General features: G+C 70.1%; 15 protein-coding genes. 9 read left to right on the forward strand and 6 right to left on the reverse strand.

Annotated features, from left to right (window positions below; all coding sequences use genetic code 11):
- Positions 1-24 precede the first annotated feature (24 nt).
- Entirely contained in the window at positions 25-1,707 is a 1,683-nt protein-coding gene (paaN, locus tag AB0H78_RS02310) for a phenylacetic acid degradation protein PaaN (RefSeq protein WP_363232310.1), read from the forward strand.
- 28 nt (positions 1,708-1,735) lie between these two features.
- Here the strand turns inward: paaN and AB0H78_RS02315 are convergent, their stop codons facing one another.
- Genes AB0H78_RS02315 through AB0H78_RS02325 form a run of 3 tightly spaced genes read right to left on the reverse strand, consistent with a single transcriptional unit; the run spans position 1,736 to position 4,462 of the window.
- Entirely contained in the window at positions 1,736-2,512 is a 777-nt protein-coding gene (locus tag AB0H78_RS02315) for a TrmH family RNA methyltransferase (protein WP_363232312.1), read from the reverse strand.
- Positions 2,513-2,522: 10 nt separating this feature from the next.
- Positions 2,523-3,707 (reverse strand): HTTM domain-containing protein, encoded by a 1,185-nt coding sequence (locus AB0H78_RS02320; protein ID WP_363232313.1) that lies wholly within the window; start codon positions 3,705-3,707, stop codon positions 2,523-2,525.
- Positions 3,704-4,462: a DUF5819 family protein gene (locus AB0H78_RS02325; RefSeq protein WP_363232314.1), complete on the reverse strand. Its 759-nt coding sequence runs from the start codon at positions 4,460-4,462 to the stop codon at positions 3,704-3,706. The genes AB0H78_RS02320 and AB0H78_RS02325 overlap by 4 nt, the downstream gene beginning before the upstream one ends.
- A gap of 126 nt (positions 4,463-4,588) precedes the next feature.
- On the opposite strand from AB0H78_RS02325, the gene paaA reads away from it, so the two are divergent.
- From paaA to AB0H78_RS02355, 6 genes are all read left to right on the forward strand, one after another.
- Positions 4,589-5,524: a 1,2-phenylacetyl-CoA epoxidase subunit PaaA gene (gene paaA, locus AB0H78_RS02330; protein WP_363232315.1), complete on the forward strand. Its 936-nt coding sequence runs from the start codon at positions 4,589-4,591 to the stop codon at positions 5,522-5,524.
- Entirely contained in the window at positions 5,521-5,808 is a 288-nt protein-coding gene (gene paaB / locus AB0H78_RS02335) for a 1,2-phenylacetyl-CoA epoxidase subunit PaaB (protein ID WP_206962829.1), read from the forward strand. The genes paaA and paaB overlap by 4 nt, the downstream gene beginning before the upstream one ends.
- Positions 5,805-6,509, forward strand: coding sequence for a 1,2-phenylacetyl-CoA epoxidase subunit PaaC (paaC, locus tag AB0H78_RS02340; protein WP_363232317.1), 705 nt, complete (start codon positions 5,805-5,807; stop codon positions 6,507-6,509). The genes paaB and paaC overlap by 4 nt, the downstream gene beginning before the upstream one ends.
- Entirely contained in the window at positions 6,503-7,009 is a 507-nt protein-coding gene (gene paaD / locus AB0H78_RS02345) for a 1,2-phenylacetyl-CoA epoxidase subunit PaaD (RefSeq protein WP_363232318.1), read from the forward strand. The genes paaC and paaD overlap by 7 nt, the downstream gene beginning before the upstream one ends.
- On the forward strand, positions 7,010-8,059 hold the full coding sequence (locus tag AB0H78_RS02350) for a 2Fe-2S iron-sulfur cluster-binding protein (RefSeq protein ID WP_363232319.1): 1,050 nt from the start codon (positions 7,010-7,012) through the stop codon (positions 8,057-8,059).
- Positions 8,060-8,151: 92 nt separating this feature from the next.
- Positions 8,152-9,285, forward strand: coding sequence for an acyl-CoA dehydrogenase family protein (locus AB0H78_RS02355; protein WP_363232697.1), 1,134 nt, complete (start codon positions 8,152-8,154; stop codon positions 9,283-9,285).
- A gap of 10 nt (positions 9,286-9,295) precedes the next feature.
- Here AB0H78_RS02355 and AB0H78_RS02360 read toward each other — a convergent pair whose 3' ends face one another.
- The 3 genes from AB0H78_RS02360 to AB0H78_RS02370 all read right to left on the reverse strand — a co-directional run bounded on the left by AB0H78_RS02360 (position 9,296) and on the right by AB0H78_RS02370 (position 12,023).
- On the reverse strand, positions 9,296-9,640 hold the full coding sequence (locus AB0H78_RS02360) for a rhodanese-like domain-containing protein (RefSeq protein WP_363232320.1): 345 nt from the start codon (positions 9,638-9,640) through the stop codon (positions 9,296-9,298).
- A gap of 46 nt (positions 9,641-9,686) precedes the next feature.
- Positions 9,687-10,547, reverse strand: a complete 861-nt coding sequence (locus AB0H78_RS02365; RefSeq protein WP_363232321.1) for a hypothetical protein — start codon at positions 10,545-10,547, stop codon at positions 9,687-9,689.
- A gap of 66 nt (positions 10,548-10,613) precedes the next feature.
- Complete coding sequence (locus AB0H78_RS02370) at positions 10,614-12,023, reverse strand: DUF2252 domain-containing protein (protein WP_363232322.1); 1,410 nt, start codon at positions 12,021-12,023, stop codon at positions 10,614-10,616.
- Between the two features lie 164 nt (positions 12,024-12,187).
- Here AB0H78_RS02370 and AB0H78_RS02375 point away from each other — a divergent pair, with 164 nt between their 5' ends.
- Positions 12,188-12,625, forward strand: coding sequence for a MarR family winged helix-turn-helix transcriptional regulator (locus tag AB0H78_RS02375; protein ID WP_363232323.1), 438 nt, complete (start codon positions 12,188-12,190; stop codon positions 12,623-12,625).
- 217 nt (positions 12,626-12,842) lie between these two features.
- Positions 12,843-13,607, forward strand: coding sequence for a polysaccharide deacetylase family protein (locus tag AB0H78_RS02380; protein WP_363232324.1), 765 nt, complete (start codon positions 12,843-12,845; stop codon positions 13,605-13,607).
- Positions 13,608-13,682: the final 75 nt, after the last annotated feature.

Raw genomic sequence — 13,682 nt, forward strand, 5'->3', positions numbered from 1 at the left:
AGCTCAGCGAGGAGTTGGCCCGCAATGCCGCTGACCGATCTGACCGCTCTGACCGAATCCCACCGGCCCACGCTCGACCAGGCCCTGGATGCGATCCGTACGCGTGCGTACTGGTCGCCGCATCCCGAGCACCCCAAGGCGTACGAGGGCGACGGCAAGGCGGCCTTCGACGCCCTGCTCGGCAGCCGGATCGACCTGGGCCAGCCGGGGACGGACGACTGGGTGGGCGGTGAAGTCTCCCCGTACGGAACGGAGTTGGGCGTCACCTACCCGCACCCCGACCTGGAGGTCCTGCTCCCGGCGATGCGGGCCGGCATGGGCGCCTGGCGCGAGGCGGGACCCGAGGCCAGGGCCCTGGTCTGTCTGGAGATCCTGGCGCGCATCAGTGCGCGTACGCCTGAGATCGCGCACGCGGTGATGCACACCAGCGGCCAGGCCTTCATGATGGCGTTCCAGGCGGGCGGGCCCCACGCACAGGACCGCGGCCTGGAGGCGGTGGCGTACGCCTACGCCGAGCAGACGCGGACCCCGCTGGTGACCGACTGGGCGAAGCCGCAGGGCAAGCGGGACCCGCTCGAACTCCGCAAGACCTTCACCGCGGCAGGACGCGGCATCTCCCTGATGATCGGCTGCAACACCTTCCCCACCTGGAACGGCTACCCGGGACTCTTCGCCTCGCTCGCCACCGGGAACCCGGTCCTGGTCAAGCCGCACCCGCGCGCGGTGCTGCCGCTGGCGCTCACCGTCCAGATCGCCAGGGATGTCCTCGCCGAGCAGGGCTTCGACCCGAACCTGGTCTGCCTCGCCGCCGAGCGACCGGGCGAGGGCATCGCCAAGACGCTCGCGCTGCGCCCCGAAATCAAGATCATCGACTACACGGGCTCGACCGCGTTCGGCGACTGGCTGGAGACCAACGCCCGTCAGGCGCAGGTCTATACGGAGAAGGCCGGCGTCAACACCGTCGTCATCGACTCCACCGACAACTACAAGGGGATGCTCTCCAACCTCTCCTTCTCGCTCTCGCTCTACAGCGGCCAGATGTGCACCACCCCGCAGAACTTCCTGATCCCCCGGGACGGCATCACCACGGACGCCGGCCCCAAGTCGTACGACGAGGTGGTCGCCGACCTCGCGGGCGCGGTGGGCGGGCTCCTCGGAGACGACGCCCGGGCGAACGCACTGCTCGGCGCCCTGGTCAACCCGGAGGTGAAGGCTCGGCTCGAGGCGGCATCGGCACTGGGCGAAGTGGCCCTCCCTTCCCGGGAGATCACGCATCCGGACTTCCCGGACGCGGTCGTCCGCACGCCGGTCCTCGTCAAGCTGGACGGCGCGCAGAAGTACTGGGAGTCGACCGACGCCGAGGCGGCCTATCTCACCGAGTGCTTCGGTCCGGTCGCCTTCGCGGTGGCGATGGACTCCACGGCGAGCGCCCTCGAACTGCTGCGCCGCACGGTGCGCGAGAAGGGCGCGATGACAGTGGGGGCGTACACGACCTCGACGGACGTCGAGCGTGCCGTCGAGGAGGTCTGCCTGGAGGAGTCGGCCCAGCTCTCCCTCAACCTCACGGGCGGGGTGTACGTGAACCAGACCGCGGCCTTCTCCGACTTCCACGGTTCGGGCGGCAATCCGGCGGCCAACTCCGCATTGTGCGACGGGGCTTTCGTGGCCAACCGCTTCCGGGTGGTGGAGGTCCGCAGGCAGGCATGACGCGTACGGAAAAGGCGGTGCCGCGGTCTCAGACCCGACCGGGGCCGCGGCGCCCGCCCGACCCGGTCGACGACCAGTGGAAGAGCGTCATGCCCACACTCGTCGCCAGGTTGTAGCTGGAGACCTGCGCCCGCATCGGCAGGGACACCAAGCGGTCGGTCCGCGCGCGCAGTTCCGCCGAGAGTCCCGACCGTTCCGATCCGAAGGCGAGCACCGCGTCGTCGGGCAGAACGACGTCGCGGATGTCCTCCCCCTCGGCATCCAGCGCGTAGACGGGTCCCGGCGGCAGCTCGGCCACCGCCATCCGCTCCACGGCCGTGGCAAAGTGCAGACCGGCGCCACCCCGCACCACGGTCGGATGCCAGGGATCGAGGTCGCCCGTGGTCACCACCCCGGTCGCCCCGAAACCGGCCGCGAGCCGGATCACCGCTCCCGCATTGCCCAGGTTGCGCGGCTCGTCCAGTACGACGACGGGCGAGGTGCGCGGCCTGCGGGCCAGCACCGCGAGCTGGGCCGCGCGGTCGGGGCGTACCGCGAGAGCCGCCACGCCCGTCGGGTGCAGCCGGGGCACCAGTCCGCGCAGCGCCGCCTCGTCGGTCTCCACCACCAGCGCATCGAGCGCGTCACGCACATCGGGCGCGAGCTGATCGGCGAGGGCCAGTACGGCCTTCTTGTCGGCGGCGAGCGCCATCGGCAGCTCCGCCCCGAACCGCACCGCGTGCTTGACGGCGTGGAAGCCGTCGAGCAGGATCGCGCCCTGTCCGGCCCGCACCCGCCACTCCCGTACCGCCGCATCCGCACTCACGGACCGAAGCCTACGTGCGGGCCCCCGGCAGGACCGCTTCGGATTCCTCGGCGTCGGCGGCCTGCCGAGGACCCGGCAACACCGCCTTCGGGCGGGCGACCACCCGCCCGGCCCGCTCACCGAGCCAGACCAGGAAGACCGTCGGCAGGAACACCGCGTCAGCCGCGATCATCGCCATCGAGAAGAACGGCAGCCCGAGCAGGAGCGCGATGCCCGCGTGCTCCAGCATCATCATGACCAGCAGGACGTTCTTGACCCGCCGGTTGAAGAGCGTGAACGGGAAGGCGACCTGCACGATCACGGTGCCGTACGTCAGAAGCATCACGATCACACCGCTGGTCGCGAGCAGCGAGGACAGCCCCGGCCAGGGCGTGAAGTAGTCCAGTTTCAGCGGGTAGTAGAGCGCGGTGCCGTCCTGCCAGCGGGAACCCTGGATCTTGTACCAGCCGGCCGAGGAGTAGACCAGACAGACCTCCGCCATGATCACGACCATCGTGGCGTTGTGCGCCAGATTGCCGATGACGTCCGCCAGCGTGCGCGGCTCGTCCGGCGCGTATCGGCATACGGCCCACCACAGGCCCTGTGCGATCCACAGCAGCCAGAACAGCACCACCAGCCACACCTGCGAGCCGAGCTCGCCCAGCGCCGTCCCTGCCAGCAGGACGGACCCCAGGACCACCCACAGCGCCGGTCCCACCAGGTCGGGGGCACCGGGCGCCCGCCGCGCCGCCCGCCGCGCGTCCAGCGACCAGACCTGGGCGCAGCGGGTGAGGACCAGATAGATGGCCATCAGATGGATGACGTTGTCCCCGCCGTCGCCCATGAAGATGGACCGATTCTGCAGGGACAGCACCCCGACCATGAAGAGCACCGACATGGCTCGGGTCCGCCAGCCGAGCAGCAGCAGCAGGCTCGACAGCACGGCGAGGGCGTACACGACCTCGAACCACGCCATGGAGTCCGACCACAACAGCACGGTGAAGGCGTGGTTGCCGGAGAGAAGCTCCTGCCCCATGCCCCAGTCCCAGGGGCCGTCGGGTCCGTACAGCTCACGGCGGTGGGGGAGCTCACGGAGCAGGAAGAGCAGCCAGGTCGCGGAGACGCCGATACGGACGACGGCGCTCTGGTACGGGCCGAGGGCGGCGGCGGTGATCTTCTGGAGGGCGCGCGCGGCCCGGGTGTCGGGGGCGCTCATCTGCCGGTCTCCGAACGGTCCGCGGGGATGACCGTCCACCAGGGCAGGGCCCGGTAGTAGGTCTTGGTGTCGATCTTCTCCGTGCTCCACGGCGGGGCGGCGACCGAGGCCGTCGCCGACCGTATCTGGATGCGCTCGATGGTTCCGCCGGACTTCGGCTCGCCCAGGTACAGGAGCGCGATGCGGCGGATGTAGCGCTCGGAGAGCCGGCCGCGCTCGCCGACGGGCCGGTTGTCCGCGTCGTGGGAGTTGACGTAGAAATCCCAGCCGCGGCGCAGTTCGTTCTGATCGGTGTGGCTGGGGAGGATGTTGTGGCGGATCGCTGCCGCGTCCTTGGCGGAGAGATCGACCCAGCCGGTGGTGGCACGCCCGCTGCCGTCCTTGGCCTGGATCTCCGCGCGTGCCTGGACCGCGATGTTCTGCTGCAGCGGATTGGGGGCGAAGAGCTTCCAGTTGCGTTCGAACTCGGGAAGGACCCAGTCGTCGATCTCCGCGCCGTGCGCCTTGGAGACGGTGTTGGAGGGCGCGACCGCCAGGAAGACCATCGCCAGGTGGACCGCGGCGAGGACCACGATGCAGGCGAGCGCGAGAGCCGCCACCGCCTGGTAGGGCCGCGAGAGCCCGGCTATGCCGCGCGCTGCGGTGCCGTCGTGGCCGTCCCGCCCGGCCTGGCCGTCCCGGTCCGCATGCCCGTCCCGGCCGTCCTCGCCGGGCGTCCGGGCCCGTTCGGACCCCTCGGCCCTCTCGTCCTGCACTTCCATCCCCGCCCCGCCCCGATCCGGTCCGCCACTCGATCAGTCATCCACAGGGTTGACACCCTAGGGGCCGCCGCCCCACCATTGAAGTCAATGAACCGAACGATCGGTCGGTAGGGGGCCGCAATGGCAACAGTGGCATACGGGACTGACAGGACGGACGAGGCGGACCGTCAGGCGGCATTCGACGCAGCGGTGGCCGCCGACGAGCGCATCGAACCGCGCGACTGGATGCCCGACGCCTACCGTGCCTCCCTGGTCCGGCAGATGGCCCAGCACGCGCACTCCGAGATCATCGGCATGCAGCCGGAGGCGAACTGGATCACCCGCGCCCCCTCACTGCGCCGCAAGGCGATCCTGATGGCCAAGGTCCAGGACGAGGCGGGGCACGGCCTGTACCTCTACAGCGCCGCCGAAACGCTGGGCACCAGCCGCGAGGAGCTTCTCGACAAGCTCCACGCCGGCCGCCAGAGGTACTCATCGATCTTCAATTACCCCACCCTGACCTGGGCGGACGTCGGCGCGATCGGCTGGCTCGTGGACGGCGCCGCCATCACCAACCAGGTCCCGCTCTGCCGCTGTTCGTACGGCCCCTACGCCCGCGCGATGGTCCGTATCTGCAAGGAGGAGTCCTTCCACCAGCGCCAGGGATACGAACTGCTCCTCGCCCTCAGCCGGGGCACGCCCGCCCAGCACGCGATGGCGCAGGACGCGGTGGACCGCTGGTGGTGGCCCTCACTGATGATGTTCGGCCCGCCCGACGAGGAATCAGGACACTCCGCGCAGTCGATGGCCTGGAAGATCAAGCGGCACTCCAACGACGAACTGCGCCGGCGCTTCGTGGAGATCTGCGGCCCCCAGGCCGAAGCCCTGGGCCTGACGCTGCCCACCGGCGAGATCGACTGGACCGAGTTCAAGGAAGTCCTCAAGGGCAACGGCCCCTGCAACGAACAGCGCATCACCCAGCGGCGCCGCGCACACGAAGAGGGCGCGTGGGTCAGGGACGCGGCTGCCGCGTACGCCGCCAAGCACCAAGAGCACAAAGAGGGGACGGCGTCATGACCGCGACCGACTGGCCGCTGTGGGAAGTGTTCGTACGCTCGCGGCGCGGCCTCTCCCACACCCACGCCGGATCCCTGCACGCCCCGGACGCGGAGATGGCCCTGCGCAATGCCAGGGACCTCTACACGCGCCGCAGCGAGGGCGTCTCGATCTGGGTGGTGCCGTCCACCGCCGTCACCGCCTCCTCGCCCGACGAGAAGGACTCCTTCTTCGAGCCCGCGGGCGACAAGCCCTACCGCCACCCCACCTTCTACGAAATCCCGGAGGGGGTGCAGCACCTGTGAGCGCTGCTCTGGCACTGGGCGACGACGCCCTGGTTCTTTCACACCGGCTGGGGGAGTGGGCAGGACACGCTCCCGTACTGGAGGAGGAAGTCGCCCTCGCCAACATCGCCCTGGACCTTCTCGGCCAGGCGCGCATCCTCCTCTCGCTCGTCGGCGACGAGGACGAACTGGCCTATCTCCGCGAGGAACGCACCTTCCGCAACCTCCAGCTGGTCGAGCAGGAGAACGGCGACTTCGCGCACACCATCGCCCGCCAGCTCTTCTTCTCCACCTATCAGCACCTGCTGTACGGACAACTGGCCTCCGGAGACGGGGAATTCGCGCCGCTGGCGGCGAAGGCGGTCAAGGAGGTCGCCTACCACCGCGACCATGCCGAACAGTGGACGCTGCGGCTCGGCGACGGCACGGCCGAGAGCCACGAGCGGATGCAGCGGGGTCTGGCCGCGCTGTGGCGGTACACCGGCGAGATGTTCCAGCCCGTCGAAGGGCTGGACGAGGTGGACGTCCAGTCCCTGCAGGCCGGTTGGCATGCAAGCGTCTCCTCGGTACTGGAGCGGGCGACGCTCACCCTCCCCGAAGGGCCGCAGTCCGGATCCTGGTCGGCGGGAGCGGGCCGCCAAGGGCTGCACACCGAACCTTTCGGCCTGATGCTCGCCGAGATGCAGCATCTGCACCGCAGCCACCCGGGGGCGACATGGTGACGACGACCCCGCTCGAAGAGGAACTGCGCGCTCTGGCCGGCTCCGTTCCCGACCCGGAGCTCCCGGTGCTGACCCTCCAGGATCTCGGCGTACTGCGTTCGGTCGAAGTCCTGGGCCCCGGCAAGGTCGTGGTCGAACTGACCCCGACGTACACGGGCTGCCCCGCGATCGAGGCGATGAGCTCGGACATCGAGCAGGTCCTGAAGGCACACGGAATACCGGACGTCTCGGTCCGTACGGTGCTCGCCCCGGCGTGGTCCACGGACGACATCAGCGCGGAGGGCCGACGCAAGCTGGCGGAGTTCGGCATCGCTCCCCCGCGCCCTGGCGGACCCGCAGGACACTCCGCGGGCCCGGTCGCGCTCTCCCTCGCCATCCGCTGCCCGCACTGCGGATCGACCGACACCGAGCTGCTGAGCCGCTTCTCCTCCACGGCCTGCAAGGCGCTGCGCCGCTGCGCCTCCTGCCGGGAACCTTTCGACCACTTCAAGGAGCTGTAGATGTTCCATCCGCTCCGGGTCAGCGCGGTAGAGCAGCTGACGGACGACGCAGTGGCCGTCACCTTCGCCGTGCGGCCCGAGCTGCGCAAGGCCTTCCGCCATACGCCCGGCCAGCACATCGCCCTGCGCCGCATCGTGAACGGCGAGGAGATCCGGCGTACGTACTCCATCTGCGCCCCGGCCACCGACGACCCTGAACTGCGCGTGGGGATCCGGCTGGTGGAGGGCGGCGAGTTCTCGACGTACGCGCTCAAGGAACTGGCCGTGGGCGACACGGTCGACGTCATGGAACCCACCGGCCGCTTCGTCCTCGCCCCGCGCCCAGGACAGTTCGCGGCAGTCGTCGGCGGCAGCGGCATCACGCCGGTCCTGTCGATCGCCTCCACCCTGCTGGCGCGCGAGCCCCGGTCGGGCTTCACTCTGATCCGCAGCGACCGGAGTGCCGCATCGACGATGTTCCTGGACGAGGTCGCCGACCTCAAGGACCGCTGGCCCGACCGCTTCCAGCTCGTCACCGCGCTCTCCCGCGAGGATCAGCAGTCGGGGCTGCCGTCCGGCCGTCTCGACCAGAAGCGGCTGACCGGCCTGCTGCCTGCGCTGCTGCCGGTGGCGGACATCGACGGCTGGTTCCTCTGCGGCCCCTTCGGCCTGGTCCAGGGCGCCGAGCGGGCACTGCGCGGGCTCGGGGTGGCCCGGTCCCGTATCCACCAGGAGATCTTCCATGTGGACGACGGAACGGCATCCGCCACGACGCCGCCGGCCGGCTCCCCGACGCACTCCACGCTGACCGCGACGCTCGACGGCAGGTCGGGCAACTGGCCGGTCAGGGACGGGGATTCGCTCCTGGAGACGGTGCTGCGCGCCCGCGCCGACGCCCCGTACGCCTGCAAGGGCGGAGTCTGCGGAACATGCCGCGCCTTCCTGGTCTCGGGCGAGGTCCGGATGGACCGCAACTACGCGCTGGAGCCCGAGGAGACCACCGAGGGATACGTACTGGCCTGCCAGTCGCACCCGCTCACGCCTGAGGTGGAGTTGGACTTCGACCGCTGAGCCTGTTCCCCATGCTGTACCTGTTCCACATCCCGGCCGCTTCCCCTAATCTGACGCCTCATCAGATATCGGCGTTGCGGGAGGACTGGGCTGTGGACTTCGACTTCACCGAGGAACAGCAGGCGGCCGTGGAGGCGGCGAAGGCGGTCTTCGCGGGCGTGGCACCCGACCAGGTCCCCAGCCCCGCGCTCACACCGGGCGCGGTGGCCGACGACTTCGACCGGCCGCTGTGGGGCAAGCTCGCCGACGCCGACCTGCTGAGCCTTCTCCTGGCCCCCGAACACGGCGGCGCGGGTCTCGACGCGATCGCGCTCTGCCTGATCCTGCGCGAGTCCGCGAAGGTTCTCGCCCGCATACCGCTCCTGGAGACCAGCGCGGTCGCCATGGCCGTACAGGCCTACGCACCGGCCGAGTTGAGCGCGGCGATCCTCCCCGCGGTCGGCCGCGGCGAGCTCGTCCTGACCGTCGGGGCCAACGGACGCACCGGCCACGACCCGGCCGAACTGGCTGTCACAGCCCGCCAGGAGAACGGCGCCTGGATACTCGACGGCGTCCAGACCGGCGTCCCCTGGGCCCAGACTGCGGACCTCATCGCGATCCCCGCCCACACCGCCGAGGGACACACCGTCCTCGCCGTCGTCCCCCGGGTGCAGGACGGCCTCACCCTCGCCGACCAGGTCTCCACCAGCGGCGAACGCTTCGCCGAGGTGCACCTCGACTCGGTACGCGTCGACCACCGCGACCTCATCGAGAGCGAAGGCGCATGGGAGTACCTGCGCAACGTCCTCGCCACCGGCACCTGCGCGCTCGCGCTCGGTCTGGGCGAAGGCGTCCTGCGGATGACCGGCGAATACACCAGCAAACGCGAGCAGTTCGGCTTCCCGGTCGCCACGTTCCAAGCGGTGGCCGTACAGGCAGCCGACCGCTACATCGACCTCCGCGCCATGGAGGTCACCCTGTGGCAGGCGGCCTGGCGCATCTCCACCGGCGCATCCGGTGCGCTCCCCGCGTCCGGTGACATCGCGGTCGCCAAGATCTGGGCTTCCGACGGAGTACGCCGCACGGTCCAGACAGCACAGCACCTGCACGGAGGCTTCGGCGCGGACACCGACTACCCCCTGCACCGCTACCACGCCTGGGCCAAGCAGCTGGAGCTCTCCCTCGGCCCGGCGGCAGCCCACGAAGAGTCGCTGGGCGATCTCCTGGCCGCCCACCCGCTCGGCTAGGCCGGCCGCCTCACAGGACGAAGGCCGGGCTTCCGCTCTCCGCGACCATCGGACGCCCGGCACCATCCCAGGCCAGCATCCCGCCATCGATGTTCACGGCGTCGATGCCCTGCTGCACCAGGTACTGCGTGACCTGGGCCGACCGCCCGCCGACCCGGCACATCACAAAGGCCTGCCGCCCGTCGGCCACCGCCTCGGTCACCTCACCGAACCGCGCCACGAACTCGCTCATCGGGACGTGCAGCGCACCCTCCACATGCCCGGCGGCCCACTCGTTGTCCTCCCGGACATCAAGCACCAGGCCGTCGGTCGGCACGGCAGCGACATCCACCTGAGGCAGCGCGGCGAAATTCATGAGGAGTGCCTTCTCTCGTACGTACCCGACAAAGTCACCGGGAACGCTACTGCACCAGCCCTGCCAGCTCCGCCTCGCGCTCGGAGACCTGCCCGAGCAGCTGCTCGGCGATCTCCTCCAGAAGACGGTCCGGATCGTCCGGCGCCATCCGCAGCATCGCGCCGATCGCACTCTCCTCCAACTCATGGGCGACCAGCGTCAGCAGCTCCTTGCGACGCGAAAGCCACTCCAGGCGCGCATAGAGCTCCTCGCTCTCACTGGGCTGCGCCTCCTGCGGAACGGGCCCCGCGGCCCACTCCTCGGCGAGCTCCCGCAGCAACCGCTCGTCCCCGCGCCCGTAAGCGGCGTTCACCCGCGTGATGAACTCCTCCCGCCGCTCCCGCTCCGTCTCCTCCTGCGCCAGATCGGGGTGCGCCCTGCGGGCCAGCTCGCGATAGAGCCTGCGTGCCTCCTCGCTGGGCCGCACGCGCTTGGGCGGCTGGACCGGTTGCTCATTGAGCATCGCCTCCGCCTCGGGCGACAGCCCGTCGGAGTCGAGCCAGTCGTTGAACAGCTCCTCGATCCCGGGCATCGGCATCACCATGGCCCGCGCCTCCTGCGCCTTGCGCAGGTCCTCCGGGTCACCGCTGCGCGTGGCCCTGGCCTCGGCGATCAGCGCATCGAGCTCGTCGAGCCGTGCGTACATCGGGCCGAGTCTCTGATGGTGCAGCCGGGAGAAGTTCTCCACCTCCACCCGGAAGGTCTCCACCGCGATCTCGAACTCGATCAGCGCCTGCTCGGCCGCGCGCACCGCCTTCTCCAGCCGCGCCTCGGGCCGCTGCTCGCCGGCCTGCCCAGCGGCCTGTCCGGCCTGCTGCCCGTCCGTCTCGTTCCGGGTCGTCGTTCCCCCGGTGGCATCCTCCGTCACCCACCCAGCCTAGGCCCTGTCCCACAGCTCATGCCGAACAGGACCCAAGACGTCCGCCGCCCGCCGTCACACCCCCAGCTCGGCCTCGATCCGCCCGTCCCTCACCGCCGCCACCAGATCCGCGTGATCGGCTTCCGTACGGTCCGCGTACGCCACCGCGAATCCGGCCACCGCCTCGTCCAGTTCCTCGCTCTTCCCGCAGTACCCGGCGATCAGCCGCGGGTCCGCACTGTGCGCATGGGCCCGGGCGAGCAGCGCCCCGGTCATCCGCGCGTAGTCGTCGACCTGATCGGCCGCGAGCGCGGCCGGGTCCACGCTCCCCTTGCGGTTCCTGAACTGCCTCACCTGGAACGGCCTGCCCTGAACGGTCGTCCAGCCCAGCAGAATGTCGCTGACCACCTGCATCCGCTTCTGTCCGAGGACCACCCGCCGGCCCTCGTGCTCCACCAGGGGTATGCGGAACCCGGCCGCCGGCAGATACGGCACCAGCGCCGAGGCGCGCGCCTCCTTCACCTGCAGCACCAGAGGCTCGCCCCGGTGGTCCAGGAGCAGCACCACATACGACCGCGTCCCCACGCTCCCGGTGCCGACCACCCGGAACGCCACGTCGTGGATCGCATAGCGGGCGAGCAGCGGCAGCCTGTCGTGCGACAGCGTGGACAGATACTCCTCCAGCGCACCAGCCACGGCCGCGGCCTCCGCATCGGGCACCCGCCGCAGCACCGGCGCCGCGTCCACGAAGCGGCGCCCGCCGTCCCCGCTCTCCTCGGTCGCCTTGGCGGCGAAGCGCGCGCTGGTGTTCTTACGGGCCTTCTCCGACACCCGCTCCAGCGTGCCCAGCAGATCCGTCGCATCCGCATGCGAGACAAGCTCTTCGTCGGCGATCGCGTTCCACGCATCCAGCGCCGGAAGTTTCGCCAGCAGCCGCATGGTCCTGCGGTACGCCCCGACCGCATGGACCGCCCCGGCCCTGCAGGTGTCCTCGCCCGCCCCCGCCTCACGCCCGGCCAGCACCAGTGAGGCGGCCAGCCGTTTGACGTCCCACTCCCAGGGCCCGACCACCGTCTCGTCGAAGTCGTTCAGGTCGATCACGAGGCGGCCGCGCGCATCGCCGTACAGCCCGAAGTTCGCCGCATGTGCGTCGCCGCATATCTGCGCGCCCACCCCGGTCACGGGTGTCCCCACCAGGTCATGAGCCATCAGCCCTGCCGCACCGCGCAGAAAGGCGAAGGGAGTGGCGGCCATCCGACCCACCCGTATCGGCGTGAGCGCCGGCACACGGCCCCGGTTGGACTCCGCGACGGCCTGCACCGCATCGGGCCGCCCCTGTGCCGGTACCAGCGAATCGTGGGAGGCCCGGGGCACCCGCGACCTGAGCTCCTTGCCCGCCTCCTTGGGCGACCCCTTCGGCCCATCGGCCTCGATGGCCCTCTTCGCGAACCCGGCCACCACCGGCACCCGCATGCGCTCGCTCATGAAGTCCCCACCCTCGAACGACCCCGCCCAACATCAACTGCCCACGACCGTACCGCCGCTCACCAAAACCCGTCGCCCCCTGTGGACAAGCACCGGAATGTGCAAAACAAGGCAACCCCTCGGGTGAGTTGTACTATGCAACCAATATCGAGAAGGGCACCTCAATGACCGGCGGCGACCCCCGGGCACGCGACACATCCGTCGACACCATCCAGCGTGAACTCACCGCGTTCGCCCGCCGCGCCCGCGCGACGGCCGCCCGCCTCCACCCGGATCTGCCCCTGGTCTCGTACACCCTGCTCGCCCACATCGACGATCAACAGGGCTGCCGAGCCACCGACCTCGCAGCCCACTACATGCTCGACAAATCCACGGTGAGCCGGCAGATCGCAACGCTGGAGAAGCTCGGCCTGGTCGAGCGCTGCCCGGACCCCGACGACCAGCGCGTCCAGGTACTGCACGCCACCGATGCCGGTATCAGCAGCCTTGCGACCACCCAGAGCAGCCGCCGCGCCGCCGTCCACGACCGCCTCGCGGACTGGAGCGAGGAAGACCTCGACCGGTTCGCCGCATACCTGCTGCGCTACAACTCCGCCGAATAGCAGAACGGCAGCACGGCAGCACGGCAGCACGGCAGCACGGCAGAGCAGCCCACATCACCGCCCCGACTCCGCACATGTTTCACGTGAAACACGTGCAATCTCGCCCGGAAGTGTCCCTGATCAGTAACAGACGCATCCCTTGGCCCCTGCGCATCGTCCTGTCAGTTGGTCGCAGGACGACCGGGGAACGACGAGGGACTGCGTAAAAGGGGCGGGCATGGCACAGCACGGCGGCGGGCGCGGCTGGTACAGCAAGATGATCGGCGCAGCGCTCGGGGTGACACTGCTCGCCACCGGCGCCTCGATGTGGACCGCACAGGCCGGCACCGCGAGCGACACCCCACCCAGGGCAGCCGCGCAGAGCAGTGCCGTCAAGCCGGTCGCAGAGTCCATCGCGCACTCCTCGGACAAGGGGGCGCGCGGCCTCAACATCACCATCGACGACGGCCCCGACCCCGTCTGGACCCCACAAGTGCTCGACGTGCTGCGCGAGTACGGAGTGAAGGCCACGTTCTGCATGGTGGGGACCCAGGCGCAGGCCCATCCGGACCTCGTGAAAAAGGTGGTCGCCGACGGGCACCGGCTGTGCGACCACTCGGTCTCGCACAACACCGCCATGGACAAGCAGTCCCAGACCTACCAGTCGCAGCAGATACTCGACGCCGAGCGAATGATCACCAAGGCGTCCGGGGGCATACGGCCGATGTACTACCGGGCGCCCGGCGGAGCCTTCACCCCGTACAGCCGCAAGCTCGCCGCCTCCCGGGGCATGCGCCCGCTGGGTTGGAACGTGGACACCAAGGACTTCGAGCGCCCGGGTACGGACGCCATCGTCGCCACCGTCGAGCGGGAACTGCCCAACGGACCGACGCTCCTCTTCCACGACGCGGGCGGCGACCGCGCCCAGACCCTCGAAGCCCTGCGCCGCCTGCTCCCCCGACTCAAGGAGCAGGGCTACACCTTCGGCTTCCCGGTCCGCTGAGCCCTCGTCGAGTGCGAGCCGGGGCCCCGAGCGCGAGCCGGGGCCTCGAGTGAGAAAGAACGCACAGCAAAACGG

Source organism: Streptomyces sp. NPDC050738, assembly GCF_040654175.1.
Taxonomy (GTDB): Bacteria; Actinomycetota; Actinomycetes; order Streptomycetales; family Streptomycetaceae; genus Streptomyces.